This window comes from Nonomuraea sp. NPDC051191, from assembly GCF_044455665.1.
GTDB lineage: Bacteria > Actinomycetota > Actinomycetes > Streptosporangiales > Streptosporangiaceae > Nonomuraea.
The window spans coordinates 294,138-308,991 of record NZ_JBITEZ010000015.1; the positions used below are offsets into that span (position 1 = coordinate 294,138).

9 protein-coding genes are annotated in these 14,854 nt (G+C 73.9%); 2 read left to right on the plus strand and 7 right to left on the minus strand.

Going from position 1 to position 14,854, the window contains the following annotated elements; translation table 11 throughout:
- Nucleotides 1-100 precede the first annotated feature (100 nt).
- Together ACIA8R_RS39045 and meaB are read right to left on the minus strand one after the other, a co-directional pair.
- The gene (locus ACIA8R_RS39045) at nt 101-2,479 is read right to left on the minus strand and encodes a CehA/McbA family metallohydrolase (RefSeq protein WP_397042530.1); all 2,379 of its coding nucleotides are present in this window, start codon (nt 2,477-2,479) and stop codon (nt 101-103) included.
- 236 nt (nt 2,480-2,715) lie between these two features.
- Nucleotides 2,716-3,681, minus strand: a complete 966-nt coding sequence (gene meaB / locus ACIA8R_RS39050; RefSeq protein ID WP_364094735.1) for a methylmalonyl Co-A mutase-associated GTPase MeaB — start codon at nt 3,679-3,681, stop codon at nt 2,716-2,718.
- Nucleotides 3,682-3,791: 110 nt separating this feature from the next.
- Between meaB and ACIA8R_RS39055 the strand changes: the two genes are divergently transcribed.
- Nucleotides 3,792-5,552, plus strand: a complete 1,761-nt coding sequence (locus ACIA8R_RS39055) for a protein kinase (protein WP_397042531.1) — start codon at nt 3,792-3,794, stop codon at nt 5,550-5,552.
- A gap of 56 nt (nt 5,553-5,608) precedes the next feature.
- Here ACIA8R_RS39055 and scpA read toward each other — a convergent pair whose 3' ends face one another.
- The 5 genes from scpA to ACIA8R_RS39080 form a co-directional block, all read right to left on the minus strand.
- Entirely contained in the window at nt 5,609-7,753 is a 2,145-nt protein-coding gene (scpA, locus tag ACIA8R_RS39060) for a methylmalonyl-CoA mutase (protein WP_364094741.1), read from the minus strand.
- Nucleotides 7,750-9,465, minus strand: a complete 1,716-nt coding sequence (locus ACIA8R_RS39065; RefSeq protein ID WP_397042532.1) for a methylmalonyl-CoA mutase family protein — start codon at nt 9,463-9,465, stop codon at nt 7,750-7,752. Before ACIA8R_RS39065 ends, scpA begins: the two co-directional genes overlap by 4 nt.
- A 45-nt stretch (nt 9,466-9,510) precedes the next feature.
- Nucleotides 9,511-10,272 carry an N-acetylmuramoyl-L-alanine amidase gene (locus tag ACIA8R_RS39070; protein ID WP_397042533.1) on the minus strand — a complete coding sequence of 254 codons (762 nt, stop codon included), beginning with the start codon at nt 10,270-10,272 and terminating at the stop codon, nt 9,511-9,513.
- Nucleotides 10,273-10,365: 93 nt separating this feature from the next.
- Nucleotides 10,366-11,304: an S-methyl-5-thioribose-1-phosphate isomerase gene (mtnA, locus tag ACIA8R_RS39075; RefSeq protein ID WP_357695640.1), complete on the minus strand. Its 939-nt coding sequence runs from the start codon at nt 11,302-11,304 to the stop codon at nt 10,366-10,368.
- Between the two features lie 46 nt (nt 11,305-11,350).
- A complete protein-coding gene (locus ACIA8R_RS39080; RefSeq protein ID WP_364094750.1) occupies nt 11,351-13,216 on the minus strand; it encodes a potassium transporter TrkA in 1,866 nt (621 codons plus the stop codon).
- A 95-nt stretch (nt 13,217-13,311) separates the two neighbouring features.
- Between ACIA8R_RS39080 and ACIA8R_RS39085 the strand changes: the two genes are divergently transcribed.
- Nucleotides 13,312-14,844: a protein kinase gene (locus ACIA8R_RS39085; protein ID WP_397042534.1), complete on the plus strand. Its 1,533-nt coding sequence runs from the start codon at nt 13,312-13,314 to the stop codon at nt 14,842-14,844.
- Nucleotides 14,845-14,854: the final 10 nt, after the last annotated feature.

Consider the following 14,854-nt stretch of genomic DNA (forward strand, 5'->3'; position numbering starts at 1 on the left):
GCACATACGGCCAGAATCGCGATGCACACGGGCCTCAAGACGGGCCTCAAGGCGGGGCCCAAGGCGGGGCCCAAGGCAGGCGACGTCAGGGCGGACGGCGTCAGGACAGGCGGGCCCGGTAGACCTCTCTGGCCTGGTCCAGCAGGGCGACGTGGTCGGCGAGCTGGGCGGGGTCGGTCAGGCGGGCGTGGGACCTGATCAGCTCCTCCAGCAGGTCCAGCCACTCCAGGCACCAGCGCACGTCGTCCCGCCGGGCGACTCTACGGCCGGCCATGTCCACGTAGACGGGGCTGGTGAGGGCGTAGCCGGTGCCGGTCATGGTGCGCACGTGCGGGTGGCACACGACCTCGGCCACCACGTACGTCGGCTCGTCCACACGAAGGTCGGCCGTCACGGTCAGCCGCTGATCGCCGTCCGGGCGGTGTTCGCCGTCCGGGCGGTGTTCGCCGTCCGGGCGGTGTTCGCCGTCCGGGAGCCGGTCGACGTCCGGGAGGCGTTCCGCGCCCGCGCGCACGCCTTCGGCCGTACGGATGCGCACCGCGGCCACCTCCGGGCCGATCGCGGTGGCGGTGACGCGGACATGGTCACCGGGGCGGGCGTCGATGACGTGGCCGGGGCCGTGCCCGTCCACCGACAGCTCCAGCCAGGGGCCGGTGGTGGCGAACGTGCGGCCCGCCCGTACCGCGTCGGCGAACGCGCGGGCGGTCAGCTCGCCCTCCACCCGGGCGTAGACGCGGGCCCAGCCGGGCGGGTTGGACTGGTTGTCCGACCGCGTGAAGGAGATCATCGAGTCGGTCCCGGCGGTGACGGCGAGCCGGTTGCCCGCGCCGATCAGCCGCCGGTAGACGGCCGCCGTGGAGGCGATCGAGGCGTGGGTGAGCACGTCGAGACTGTCCACCAGGCCGAGCGCGGCGTCGGCGACCAGCTCGCGGGCGGCGCAGTTGCGCGGCACCGGCGAGACGACGGCCTTGGGCGGATCGCCGTCGGCGAGCGGCGTGGCGAAGGGATGGCTGTAGCCGAGGACCGCGCCGAGGCCGCGCAGCTCCCGCAGCCCCTCGGCGTTCGGCGGCCAGTCGGCGTCCCCGGCGAACCCGGTGTGGAAGCGGCCGGGCGCGCGCTCCGGGGCGAAGGCGTAGACGTGGCCGAGCAGGTCGTTGCGGTACTCGACGCCCATCCGGGCCAGGTGGGTGGCGTCTGACCACGGTAGGTCCTTCCCCGCCCAGTGGTCGAGGGCCTCCCGGTCGTAGACGCGCGGCCCGGAGACGTTCCCGGCGAGCAGGTTGAGCACGTGCAGGTCCTCGCCGTGCTGGGCGGCGGCCGCGTCGGCGGGCAGGCCCACCAGGTCGCCGGCCCAGTTGAGGTGGACGTGCAGGTCGCCGCCGTACCAGCCGCGGGCGGCGGCGTCGTAGAGCCGCTTCGGGGAGAGCCGGACCACGCGTTCCCCGCCCGGGTCCGGGGTGATCTCCAAGGCGGACTCGGCGTACTCCATGCCCCTGGTGACGGTGATCGTCAGCGGCTCGGCCGGGACGTCGAGGGTGAGGCCGTCACCGTGGAAGTACGGCCTCCCGTGGTAGTCGTGGCGGCTCGGGACGCCCGGCGGGTACCAGCCGCGGCCGTCCGCCGAGGCGACGCTCCACCGGCACGGCTCCCCCGCCACCAGGGTGAGCCGGGCGGCCGGCACTTGGCGGAGCAGGGGTTCCAGCCGGACGCGCCGCCCGTCGACCGTGATCACGCTGTCGGCGTCGACCTCGACCAGCCAGGCACCGCGGGGAGCCAGCTCGCGGTGCGCGTCGTCCACGGTGACCGGGCAGGGGGCGTCGCGGGCGGAGTCGACGAGCAGGAAGATCCCCTCCTCACCACGCCCGGCCCGACCGCCGCCGGTCACGGCGGACGCCTTCGCGGGCTGGGGGACGTCTGTCACCGCGGTCGCCTCTGCAGGGTGACCGCCGCCGGTCACGGCGGACGCCTTCGCGGGCTGGGGGACGTCTGTCACCGCGGTCGCCTCTGCAGGGTGACCGCTGCCGGTCACGGCGGACGCCTTCGCGGGCTGCGGGGCGTCGGTCACGGAGGCGACCGGTACCTGGCCCACCCAGCGCGGGCCCGTGCCGGGGGTGCCGGGGGTCAGGACCGTTCTCGGGGCACCCCGCAGCTCGATCCCGTCCGGGCCGATCCGCAGCGCGGTGAGGTGCGGTGGCAGCTCGCCGCCCAGGGTGTCGCGCAGCACCCGGTCGTAGTCGGGCTCGGCGAGGTGGGCGGCCAGCCGGTCGATCGGCTGTCCCCGGTGCAGGCGTGCGACCTCCTCGAAGGCCAGGCGCCAGAACGTACCGAACAACGAGGGCGGCAGCACCCTGCGCCTGGCGAAGAACTTCACGTAGTGGATCTCCGGCTCACCCCAGGTGATGCCGTGCTCGGCCAGCAGACGACCGTACTCCTCCAGGGCCCCCGCGACCGTTTCGGGCAGCATCGGTTCCGCACACATCTGCGCTTCTCCCCACGTCGGTTGCGCGACATCGTGGCATGTCCTGCTCAGGCCGTCGGATCGGCGATGACGCTGCGGATACTGATATTTCTCCCGCGGGCGCAAGTCTGTTCCTCCGGGGTGCAGACTCCCGGCGACCACCACAGGGGTCCGGCCGCCACCGAGGGTCGGCGCCGCCAGATGTCAGGGCCGCCAGATGTCAGGGCCGCCGCCGAGGGGCCGGCCGCCGGGGCGGGTCAGGGCCGTTTGAACACCGACAGCAGGCGGTCGGCGGCGAGCGACGGGGTCAGTTCCCCCGCCAGCACCTCCCGCTCGACCTCCGCCCTGATCGCCGCCACCTCGGGGTCGTGGCGCAGCTCGGCGAGCAGGCGGTCGCGGACCAGCGTCCAGGTCCACTGGACCTGCTGGCTGCGGCGCTTGGCGGGCAGGTCGAGCGAGTCCTGGTGGGCCAGGATCCGCCGCCACAGCTCCTCCAGACCGTCCCCGGTGAGCCCGCTGCAGGTCAGGACGGGCGGCGGCCCCGAACGCGGGTCCGAGCGCAACATGCGCAGCGCCCCGGCCAGCTCCCTGGCCGCCTTCCTGGCCGCGAGCTCGTGCTCGCCGTCGGCCTTGTTGACCGCGATCACGTCGGCCAGCTCCAGCACGCCCTTCTTGATCCCCTGGAGCTGGTCACCGGTACGCGCCAGCGTGAGCAGCAGGAACGTGTCCACCATGTCGGCCACGGCGGTCTCCGACTGCCCGACCCCGACGGTCTCGACCAGCACCACGTCGAACCCGGCCGCCTCCACCACGACCATGGCCTCCCTGGTCGCCTTCGTCACGCCGCCGAGCGTGCCGGAGGTCGGCGACGGGCGGATGAACGCGGCGGGGTCGGCCGACAGCCTGGCCATCCGGGTCTTGTCGCCGAGGATGCTGCCGCCCGTCCGGGTCGAGGACGGATCGACGGCCAGGACGGCCACCCGGTGCCCCTGGCCGGTGAGGTACGTGCCGAGCGCGTCGATGAACGTGGACTTCCCCACGCCGGGCACGCCCGAGACGCCGATCCGGCGGGCCCGGCCGGACAGCGGGGTGAGCTCGACGAGCAGCCGCTGGGCCAGCGCCATGTGGTCCGGCCTGGTCGACTCGACCAGGGTGATCGCGCGGGCGATCCACGTACGGGAGCCTGCCCGTACGCCTTCGGCGTAGTCCTCCAGCGAGCGCACCCGGTCGGCTCCTTTCTTCGCTCTGATCAGCCTAACTTCTGACAAGTCCCGACATTTGCCAGTAAGGTGCTGGAGTTCTGATCACAGCCGTCACAGGAGTCACTCCCCTCATGCCCAACGTCGAACCCCTCCGCGAGGGCGACCCGGCAGCGGTGGGACCCTACCGGCTGGCCGGGCGGCTCGGCGCGGGCGGCCATGGTGTCGTCTACCTCGCGCGCGGGCGCGACGGCGGTCCGGTGGCCGTCAAGGTGCTCGCCGAGGGCGTCACCGCGGGTGAGCCGTTCGTCAGGGAGGTCACCGCCGCGCACGCCCTAGAGCCGTCCTGCGTCGCGAGGGTGCTCGACGCCTCGGCCCGGGGGCGGCCGTACATCGTGACCGAGTACGTGGACGGGCCCTCCCTGCAGGAGACCGGCGCGGTGCGCGGCGCGGACGTGCTGCGGCGGGTGGCGGTGGCGACCGCCACGGCGCTGGCCGCCGCGCACCGGGCGGGCGTCGCGCACCGCGACTTCAAGCCGGCCAACGTGCTGCTCGGGTCGGACGGGCCGCGGGTGACCGACTTCGGCGTCTCGGCGGCGTTCGGGACGGGGGTGAGCGCGACCGGCAACATCACGGGGACGCCCGCGTACATGGCGCCCGAGCAGCTCTCCGGGCGGGAGGCGGGCGCGCCGGCGGACGTGTTCGCGTGGGCGTCGGTGATCGTGTTCGCGGCGACGGGGACGCCGCCGTTCGGCGACGACTCGCTGCCCGCCGTGATCAACCGCATCCTGCACGACGAGCCCCGCACCGGCGACCTGCCCCAGCCACTGCTCGGCGTGGTCCTCGCCTGCCTGGCCAAGGATCCGGACCGCCGTCCGGCCATGGGCGACGTCCTCCGCCACCTGCTCGGCGGCCCACAGGACACCTCCCCCTCACCGCCTCGCCCGGCCCCGTCCGGCCCACAGGACACCTCCCCCTCGCCGTCCCGCCCGGCGCGGTCCGGCCCGCAGGACGCCTTCCCCCCGCCGTCCCGCCCGGCGCCGTCCGGGACGCCGGACGCCGCGTCGGGGACCACCGGCCTGCGCCTGGTCGCGGGCACCCCGCCCCACCCCCACGGCGGAACGCCGCACCCGGAACCCCTGCCCCAGCGGGGCCCCGCCCCCGAGGCCCGGCCAACCCCCCTGGCGGCCCCCGCGCCCTACGAAGGTCCGACCCCGCAGGCGCCCGTGCCCGACGCCAGTCCGGCCCATCACGCGCCCGCGCCCGACGTCACTTCGGCCCACCACACGCCCGCGCCCGACGTCAGTTCGGCCCCCCGAACCCCCCAGCCCAAGGTCAGGGTGCGGCGGCGGGTGAAGACGGCGGTGGTGGCCGGGGTCTCCGGGGTGACCGTGCTGGTACTGGCGGGCGCGATCGTGTGGCTCACACCTTCGACGCCCACACCCAAGGCCACCCACGTGACGGACGTCACCGGCGCCCCCACGCCCGTCTCCACCCCCACCCCCAAGCGGCGTCCTCAGCACACCCGCACGCCCGGCCCCGGGCCCGGCGCGGAGAGCACGCCCAGCACGACCCCCACGACCAGCCGCCTCACCCTGGCCTCCCTGCGCCCGTCCGGCGGCACGAGGAACGGCGACTGCTGGGACGGCGCGGTACGGCTCCAGGCCGCCGTGACCAGGACCGGCGACCCCGTCACCCTCCGGTACGCCTGGATCGTCGACGGCACGGTCACCGCCCGCTCATCGGCCACGGTCGCCGAGTCCGGCCCCCGGTACCTGACCTCGCCGACCGCCGTGACGGGCTCGGGCTCCCACAGCGTCACGCTCCGGATCACCGCGCCCGTCGCCCGCCAGCGCACCGTCGCCGTCACCGTCTGCGACGACACCACCGGCTGACGCCCGCCCAGCCCTCCGACGCCCGCCAAGGCCCCCGGCCGTACGTCGCCGGAAGGCTAGTGGCGGTCGCCGAGGGTCTGGAGGAGGTCGAGGGCGGCGTCGGCGATCACCGTTCCCGGCGGGAAGATGGCGGCGGCGCCGGCGGCGCGGAGCTCGTCGTGGTCGCCCGGCGGGATGACGCCGCCGACCACGATCATGATGTCCTCGGCGTCGAGGTCGGCCAGGGCGCGCCGGAGCGCGGGCACCAGCGTCAGGTGCCCGGCCGCCAGCGACGAGACGCCCACGATGTGCACGTCGGCCTCGACCGCCTGCCTGGCCACCTCTTCCGGCGTCTGGAACAGCGGGCCGACGTCGACGTCGAAGCCGAGGTCGGCGAAGGCGGTGGCGATCACCTTCTGGCCGCGGTCGTGGCCGTCCTGGCCCATCTTGGCGACCAGGATGCGCGGGCGGCGGCCCTCGTGCCGCTCGAAGTCGGCGCAGGCCAGGCGGACGCGCTCGATGGCCTCGGCGGGGCCGGACTCGTCGCGGTACACACCGGAGATGGTACGCACCTGCTCGGCGTGCCGGCCGAACACCCGCTCCAGGGCGTCGGAGATCTCGCCGACGGTGGCCTTGGCGCGGGCGGCGTCGACGGCCAGCTTGAGCAGGTTGGCGTCGAGGCCGGGCGCGGGGTTGTCGGCGGCCTTGGTGAGCGCGTCGAGGGCGCGCTGCACGGCCTCGCCGTCGCGTTCGGCCCGCAGGCGGGCCAGCTTGTCGAGTTGCTGGGCGCGTACGGCGCTGTTGTCGACCTTGAGCACCTCGATGGGCTCGTCGTCGGCGGCGCGGTACTTGTTGACCCCGATGACCGGCTGGCGGCCGGAGTCGATGCGCGCCTGGGTACGGGCCGCGGCCTCCTCGATGCGGAGCTTGGGCAGGCCGGCCTCGATGGCCCTGGCCATGCCGCCGGCGGCCTCGACCTCCTCGATGTGGGCCCAGGCGCGCTCGGCGAGGTCGTGGGTGAGGCGCTCGACGTAGTAGGAGCCGCCCCACGGGTCGATCACCTGCGTGGTGCCCGACTCCTGCTGGAGGAGGAGCTGGGTGTTGCGGGCGATGCGGGCGGAGAAGTCGGTGGGCAGCGCGAGCGCCTCGTCGAGGGCGTTGGTGTGCAGCGACTGGGTGTGGCCCTGGGTGGCGGCCATGGCCTCGACGCAGGTGCGGGCGACGTTGTTGAAGACGTCCTGGGCGGTGAGGGACCAGCCGGAGGTCTGGCTGTGCGTACGCAGGCTCAGCGACTTGGGGTTGGCCGCCCCGAACCGCGACACCAGCCTGGCCCACAGCAGCCGGGCGGCGCGCAGCTTGGCGACCTCCATGAAGAAGTTCATGCCGATGCACCAGAAGAACGACAGCCGGGGGGCGAACCGGTCGACGTCCATCCCGGCGGCGATGCCGGCGCGCAGGTACTCGACGCCGTCGGCGAGGGTGTAGGCGAGTTCGAGGTCGCAGGTCGCCCCGGCTTCCTGGATGTGATAGCCAGAAATGCTGATCGAGTTGAATTTCGGCATCTTTTCGCTCGTATAAGCGAAAATATCCGAGATTATGCGCATCGAGGGGCCCGGCGGATAGATGTAGGTGTTGCGGACCATGAACTCCTTGAGGATGTCGTTCTGGATGGTCCCGGCCAGCTCCTCCGGCGCGACGCCCTGCTCCTCGGCCGCCACGATGTACATCGCGAGGACGGGCAGCACCGCGCCGTTCATGGTCATCGACACCGACATGCGGTCGAGCGGGATGCCGTCGAAGAGCTGCCGCATGTCGTAGATGGAGTCGATCGCCACCCCCGCCATGCCCACGTCGCCGGCCACACGCGGATGGTCGGAGTCGTAGCCCCGGTGCGTGGCCAGGTCGAAGGCGACCGACAGGCCCTTCTGCCCGGCCGCCAGGTTCCGCCGGTAGAAGGCGTTGGAGTCCTCGGCGGTGGAGAAGCCCGCGTACTGGCGGACCGTCCAGGGCTGGTTGACGTACATGGTCGGGTAGGGCCCGCGCAGGTACGGTGCCGCGCCGGGATAGGTGCGCAGGAAGTCGAGCCCGTCGAGGTCGGCGGCCGTATAGAGAGGCTTGACCGCGATGCCCTCGGGCGTCTCCCACACCTCGCCCTCAGGGGCGGCGCTCGCGCCGGGGCCAGGGCCCCCGTCGAGCGGGACGCCGGAGAAGTCGGGGATCATCGCAGCACCTCCAGGTCCTCGAACGTCTGACGGAGCACGGCGAGCGCGTCGCACCCCGCGTAGAGGCAGGCGTCCACGCCCTCGTAGTCTCCCTTCCCCGCCAGCCAGACGCGTCTCGCCCCCGCGTGCCGCAGGGCGGTGGCCACGGCGCGGGCGTGCTGGGCGTACAGCTTGTCGGTGGAGCACAGGCAGGCGACGGCGGCGCCGCTCACGGCGAAGGCGGTGGCGATCTGCTCGGGGTCGGCGCCCGGCCCGGCGGTCTCGGTGGCCAGGCCGCCGGAGTGGAAGAGGTTGGCGGCGAAGGAGGCCCGCGCGGTGTGCGCGGCGACCGGCCCGATGGTGGCCAGGAACACCTTGGGACGCTCGGGCAGTGCGTCGGCGACGTCGCGCAACGCCTCGAACTCCTGGGCGTGGCGGGCCACGGGCCGCCCGGCGGGGGCGGGCGGGCGGCGCAGCGGCTTCTCACCGGGGTCGGGGAACTCGCTGACGCCGGTGATCGGGAAGCGGCGGTGGGCGATGTCGTCGTCGCGGCGGGCGCGGGTGGCGGCGACGCGCCGCTCGATCAGCTCGCCCGCGGCCTCCACGCCTCCGGCGGCCTCGATCTCCTGGAACCAGGCCCAGGCCCGCTCGGCCAGGTCGGCGGTGCGGCGCTCGACGTACCAGGAGCCGCCGGCGGGGTCGGTCACCCGCCCGATCCCCGACTCCTCCAGCAGCAGCGACTGCGTGTTGCGGGCGATGCGCCGGGAGAAGGCGTCGGGCAGGCCGAGCGCGGCGTCGAACGGCTGCACGGTGACCGCCTCCGCCCCGCCCACGCCCGCCGCGAAGCAGGCCAGGGTGGTGCGCAGCATGTTCACCCAGGGGTCGCGGGCGGTCATCATGGCGGCGCTGGTGACGGCGTGCTGGCGCTGCCCGCCGTGCTCGGCCGCGCCGCACACCTCGGCGACCCTGGCCCACAGGCGGCGCGCCGCCCGGAGCTTGGCGATGGTGGCGAACTGGTCGGCGGTGGCGGCGTACCGGAAGTCCATCTGGCCTAGCGCTTGCTCAACGGAGAGGCCGGCGCCGGTCAGCGTCCGCAGCTCGGCCACGCCCCGCGCGATCGAGCAGCCCAGTTCCTCGGCGTCGGAGGCGCCCGCGTCGTGGTAGGGCGTGGCGTCGACCATGACCGCCCGCAACCCCGGGTACGCGGCGCAGCGCCCGGCCAGCGCGGCCGCCTCGCCGCCGCTCGCGCCCAGGTTCCCGCTGAGCGGGACGCCCCGCTCGGCGGCCAGGCCGAACAGCACCTCGGCGGCCTCCCGCGTGCGCTCCCCCGCCTCCAGGACGATCGGCGCCAGGTCGAGATAGACGTCCTTCAGCACGGCGGGCAGCGCGTCGACCGGGATCGCGTCGTCGCCGACGACCAGCCAGAGCGAGGTGACGCCGTTCTCCAGGTCGGCCAGGACCGCCTCGGGGTCGGCCACGGCGTGCCGCTGCCGGACGTCCCATCCGGGCAGCGCCCGCGCCCCCCGCGTGAAAGGCGGCGCGCCCGGCGCCCCGGGATCGCCCGGCAGGTCGCCCGCGTCGTAGAGCGGCGCGACGGTCACGCCGTCGTAGGTGGGGGTGGACAGCGCCTCCTCGGGCGAGCCCGCCTCGACCCCCGACTTGCGCAGGACCTCGACCGCCAGTCTCCGCCAGTCGTCGCGAGTGGTGGGAGGAAACCCCGCTGCCAGTTCCATGCAACGGATAGTAGGCGCTGCCGGGCCGCCGCAGTAATCCGGGGGTTACCCGTCGGCGGGCGGCGCCTCCCATGCCAGCCTCCATGTGAGCGGGCCCACGATCCCGTCGTCCTCGACGCCCTGCTCGCGCTGGAACCTGCGGCACACGTCGCGGGAGGCGGCGCCGTACGCGCCGTCGACGGTCAGGTCCCAGCCGTGCTTCTTCATCTGCCGCTGCCAGGTGCGCACGTCCTCGCCCTCCATGACCGGCGGGTACTTCAGCAGCCGGCCGGGGAAGGGCGGCGTGGCCGGGGGCGGAGTGGTGGGGCCGCCGCCCGGACGGGGGGCGCCGCGCTTGATCCAGGCGTACAGGGGGTCGCCGGGGCAGTCGGTGGAGTAGCCGTCGCGGTGGCCCTTGATCTCCTTGCCGGCGCCGCCGTGGTCGCGCACGTACTGGACGGCGTCGACGATCGCCTCCAGCATCGTGTCGGGCGGCTGCACGAGCCCGGCGTTGCCGACCAGCCCGAGCACGGCGTAGTGACCGGCGTTGAGCCCGGGACCGTTGGCGGCGGGCAGATGGTGCAGCCCCCGCCCCTCGAACACCTTCCGGTGCGGGCAGGCCACGAAGGAGTAGCCGATGTCGATCCAGCCGTTCCCGTCCATGTGGTACGCCTGGATCGATCGCACGAGGGACACGCAGGCGGCGTGGTCGGAGACGATGCCGGGCTCGACCCTGCCGCCGGTGTAGTGGACCTTGACGCCCTTGGTCGAGTCGAGCTGGGTGTAGGCGCCGCGGGGCGTGCGCGCCTGCCAATCGCGCCTTAACACCAGATCTATGTCCACGGCTGCTCTCCGAGAGTAGATATCGGGACGACCGAGCGTAACGCGAGCGAGGTGAGCGGGTCCGCGGATCGCGCTATTTCACGGCCTGATCACCCGCCGTTCGGTCACGATCGCGGTGATCAGATCGTGCGGCGTCACGTCGAACGCGGGGTTCAGCGCCTGAGTGCCCTCGGGCGCGACGCGTACACCTCGGACGGACAGGATCTCCTCGGGGTCGCGGTCCTCGATGTGGATGTGGTCGCCGGTCGGGGTGGCGGGGTCGATGGTGGACTCGGGCGCGACCACGACGAACGGCACCCCGGCCCGTTCCGCGCCGAGCGCGAGCGCGTACGAGCCGATCTTGTTGGCGGTGTCGCCGTTGGCGGCGATGCGGTCGGCGCCGATGAGCACGGCGTCCACCTCCCCCTTGGCCAGCAGGTACGGCCCCGCCGAGTCGGCCACCAGCCGGTGCGGCGCGCCCATCCTGGCCAGCTCCCAGGTGGTGAGCCGGGCGCCCTGGAGCAGCGGGCGGGTCTCCAGGGCGAGCACCTCGGCCAGGCGGCCGCGTTCGTGCAGGGTCTGGACGACACCGAGGGCGGTGCCGCGTTCGACGGCGGCCAGGCCGCCGGTGTTGCAGACGGTCATGATCCGCAGCCGGTCGCCCTCCAGCAGGCCGGCGCCGCGCTCGCCCATGGCCAGGCAGGCGGCGATGTCGTCGTCGCGGACGCGCAGCGCGGCCGCCAGCACCGCCTGGCGGCCCCTGCCCAGGTGGGCGGCGGCCTGGTCGACGCCCCAGGCGAGGTTGGCGGCGGTCGGACGGGCGGCGCGCAGCTCGGCGATCTGGCCGAGGTCGCCGTCGGCGAGCACGACGCCGAGCGCGCCGGCCACGCCGAGCGCGGGGGCGCCGCGCACGGCCAGCCGCCGGATCGCCGCGACGAGCTCGGCCACGGTCTCGACGCGCAGCCGCACGCACCGGTCGGGCAGCAGCGTCTGGTCCACGAGCTCGACGGCGTCGCCGGCCCAGTCGATGGTCCTCACGCCGCACACGCTAACCCACGGGCCCGGGGCCGGGCCCGTGCCCGGATCAGCGTTCGGCCAGGACGATCACCGAGTCCTGCCGGCCGAGGACGACGGTGTCGCTCTTGGCGGGGTTGAGCACGATGCCGTAGTGCGGCGGGACGTTCCTGGAGACGTTGTCGCGGTAGCCGATCGCGGTCTCGCCCCTGCGCCGGGCCGCCTCGACGATGGTGGCGAAGGTGACCTCGGAGCCGGTCTTCACGTACGAGGCGGCGGGCCTGGGGTAGATCTCCGAGCCGTGCGAGTCGAACAGGTAGCCGAACACGTCGGCGAGGTGGCGGTTCTCGGCGAGCTGGGCCAGCAGGAGGCCGATGACGGTGTCGCTGATGACGATGTCGTCGGCCTCGGTGACCTCGGCCAGCGCCCGGTTGCCCTCGTCGTGCATCTCGCTGACGATCGAGTAGTGCTCGCCGAGCGTGCTCTGCATGTCGCGGAGCTGGAGCAGGGTCATGAGCGTGCGGGTGTCGGCGTGGTGGGGCTTGAAGCGGTCGTCGGAGAGCACGATGACGTGCTGGTAGAGGCCGACGCCGAGGGATTCGAGCGCGTACCGGTCGGTGGTGTCGCAGTCCTTGACGTTGACGGTGAGGGTGCGCAGCCCGGTCAGGCCGGTGCCGGCGTCGGGGTGGTCGGCGGCGATGTCCAGGACCGAGCCCGGGGAGACGTAGCCGTCCAGGTAGCGCACGATCTGCTCGGCGCGGCCGTTCCAGTTGAGCAGGAGGGTGCGCTCGGGCTCCGGCGGCGCGGCGCCGGTGGCGGTGACGGCCTGCTCGTCCACCGGGGGCTCGCCGGTGGCGAGTTCGATGTGGGAGTCGTCGTGGGCGATGACGACGACCTGGTCCTTGGCGGTGATGACGGTGTCCAGGGGCGGGTTGAGCACGACTCCGGCCGGCCCGCGTAAGCCGATGACGGCGGCGGTCTCGTAGGCGTGCAGCGCCTGGCCGTAGGTGGCGCCGACCAGTTCCTCGTCGGCGCGCAGGTAGATCTCGCCGCCGTCGAAGTTGAGCAGGTCCATGCAGACGACGGACATGCCGGACTGGCGGGAGGACTGCACGATCAGCCGGGCGGCGGTGTCGTCGGAGTCGACCAGGTGCACGTCCTCGCCGCCGGCCAGCCGGGCGGCGGCGAGGTTGCGGGCGGAGGCCAGGGCGGCGACCACGGGCGGGTGGGAGCCGTCGCGCTTGGCCAGGGCCAGCAGGATCTTGATGACGTGCGCGTCGGGGTCCTCGCCCTCGGGCGAGAGCACGACGACGGACCTGGCGGCGGTGAGGTTCATCAGGCCGAGGTCGCGCGGCTCGGTGGGACGGCCGGTGCGGCAGACCAGGCGGGTCCTGCCGAGGTCGCCGACGTGCTCGCGGATGTCCTCCTCCATGGCCAGCTTGTCGCGGTCGGCCAGGATGGCGATGACCGAGTTCTTCTGGCTGGCGTGCGCCTTGACCAGCTCGGTGACGATCGTGAACACCTGGTCCGACCAGCCGAGCACCACCGTGTGGCCGGACTCGACGATGCGCGAACGGCCTCTGCGCAGGCGGTCCACCTTCTGCTTGAGGCCGTTGGACAGCAGGCCGACGAGCATGCTGACGATGAAGATGCCGCCGAGCGACCCGGCGAACATCACGGTCATGTAGCCGAGCGAGCCCTTGTCGCTGGCGACCTTGCTGGGGGTGAGGGCGTGCATGAGGGCGATCCACAGCACCTGCCCCGCGCCGCCGACGCCGTCGGGCTCGTCCGGCGCGAGCCAGAGCGTGAACGCGGCCACCACGAGGATGAGCGCGACCGACACCACCGCGAGCCAGCCGATGAGCGACGCCGTCCCCCTGGACATGGTGTTGTCGAACCAGTACCGCGCCCGTTCGCGGACCGTGACCCTCGACACTTCCCCGATACCTCCGTGTAAGGAGTGATTTAGACCGACGACACAAGGTACCGGGCGATCTTGGCTTCCGCATGGCGAGCGGTAACGTAGCCGCCATGGTGACCCCCCTCACACCGGACGATCCGGCGTCCCTGGGCGATTTCCGCCTGGCCGGGCGGCTCGGCGAGGGTGGGCAGGGCGTGGTCTACCTGGCCCACTCCCCCGCCGGGGAGCAGGTCGCGGTCAAGCTGCTCAACGCGGGCGACCAGGAGACGCGGGCCAGGCTGGCGCGCGAGCTCGACGCGCTGGAGTCGATCGCCTCCTTCTGCACGGCCCGCGTGCTCGACGTCTCGACCCGGGGCTCGCGGCCGTACGTGGTGAGCGAGTTCGTCGACGGGCCCTCGCTGGCCGAGCGGGTGGCCGGGCGCGGGCCGCTGCGCGGCGGCGAGCTGGAACGCCTGGCGGTCGGCACGGCCACCGCGCTGGCGGCCATCCACGCGGCCGGGGTCGTCCACCGCGACTTCAAGCCGTCCAACGTGCTGCTCGGGCCGGACGGGCCGCGCGTGGTGGACTTCGGCATCGCCAGGGCCGAGGGCGCGGCGACGCACACCTCGGGGCTGATCGGCACGCCCGCCTACCTGTCGCCGGAGCAGATCGCGGGCTCGCCCGCCTCGGCGGCCTCCGACGTGTTCGCGTGGGCGGCGACGATCGTCCACGCGGCCACGGGGGTCAGCCCGTTCGGGGCGGACACCGTGCCGGCGGTCCTGCACCGGGTGCTGCACGCCGAGCCGGACCTGTCGCCGCTGCCGTCCCGGCTGCGCGGGCTGATCGCCGCCGCCCTGGCCAAGGACCCCGCCCGCCGCCCGACGGCCGGCGCCCTCATGCTGGCCCTGGTCGCCCCGGGCACCCCGCCGCTCCCTGCCTCCGGCCCCGCGTCCGGCGCGCCTACCGGCCCCGCATCCGGCCCCGCCCCCGGCTCGCCTGCCGGCACCGCCTCGGGCGGGCCTCCGGGAGGCCCGCACGGCCTCGGTCCGGGGGTGGCCGACACGCGCGAGAGTCGGGAGGGCCGGAACAGGGGGCGCGGCGCCCTCGCCGGGGCCGTGGCGATCGTGGTGGCCCTGGCCGTGGTCGGCGGCGTGGTCCTGCTGACCGCCCGTGCGCCCGGCTCGACCGCCACCCGGTCCACCTCGCCGCCGTCCGCGACCGCCGCCCCGTCCGACCCGCCGTCCGACCCGCCGTCCACGACCGCCACTCCCGAAACGCCCGTCGCCGCCCGTACGGCCACGGCGCGGACCACCGGCGGGACCGGGGCTCTGAAGATCCCCGCGGCCTTCGCCGGCACCTGGACGGGCCACACCGACACCACCAACCCGCTCGACCCCGACGGCGCCGACAACACGGTCGAACTGAAGGCCGGCCGGCCGGAGGCGGCCTGGCAGGAGAAGGACTCCCAGGTCGACTGCACCGCCACCATCACCCTGACCGAGGTGCGCCCCGACCGGCTGACTTTCTCCCTCGGTGCGACCACGGGCGGCTGCATCCCGGGTACTGTCTGGCTGGAGCTTAAAGGCGACACTCTCACCTACACCTGGCGAGACGTGCCCGGCCTGGGAATGGTCACCCAGACCGGCGATCTCGGCAAGAAGTGAACGATCCGCT

Bases quoted from the DNA above. Each gene is read 5' to 3' on its own strand.
- ACIA8R_RS39045 (WP_397042530.1), bottom strand. From the start codon at position 2,479: ATGTGTGCGGAACCGATGCTGCCCGAAACGGTCGCGGGGGCCCTGGAG.
- ACIA8R_RS39055 (WP_397042531.1), top strand. From the start codon at position 3,792: ATGCCCAACGTCGAACCCCTCCGCGAGGGCGACCCGGCAGCGGTGGGA.
- scpA (WP_364094741.1), bottom strand. From the start codon at position 7,753: ATGATCCCCGACTTCTCCGGCGTCCCGCTCGACGGGGGCCCTGGCCCC.
- ACIA8R_RS39065 (WP_397042532.1), bottom strand. From the start codon at position 9,465: ATGGAACTGGCAGCGGGGTTTCCTCCCACCACTCGCGACGACTGGCGG.
- ACIA8R_RS39085 (WP_397042534.1), top strand. From the start codon at position 13,312: ATGGTGACCCCCCTCACACCGGACGATCCGGCGTCCCTGGGCGATTTC.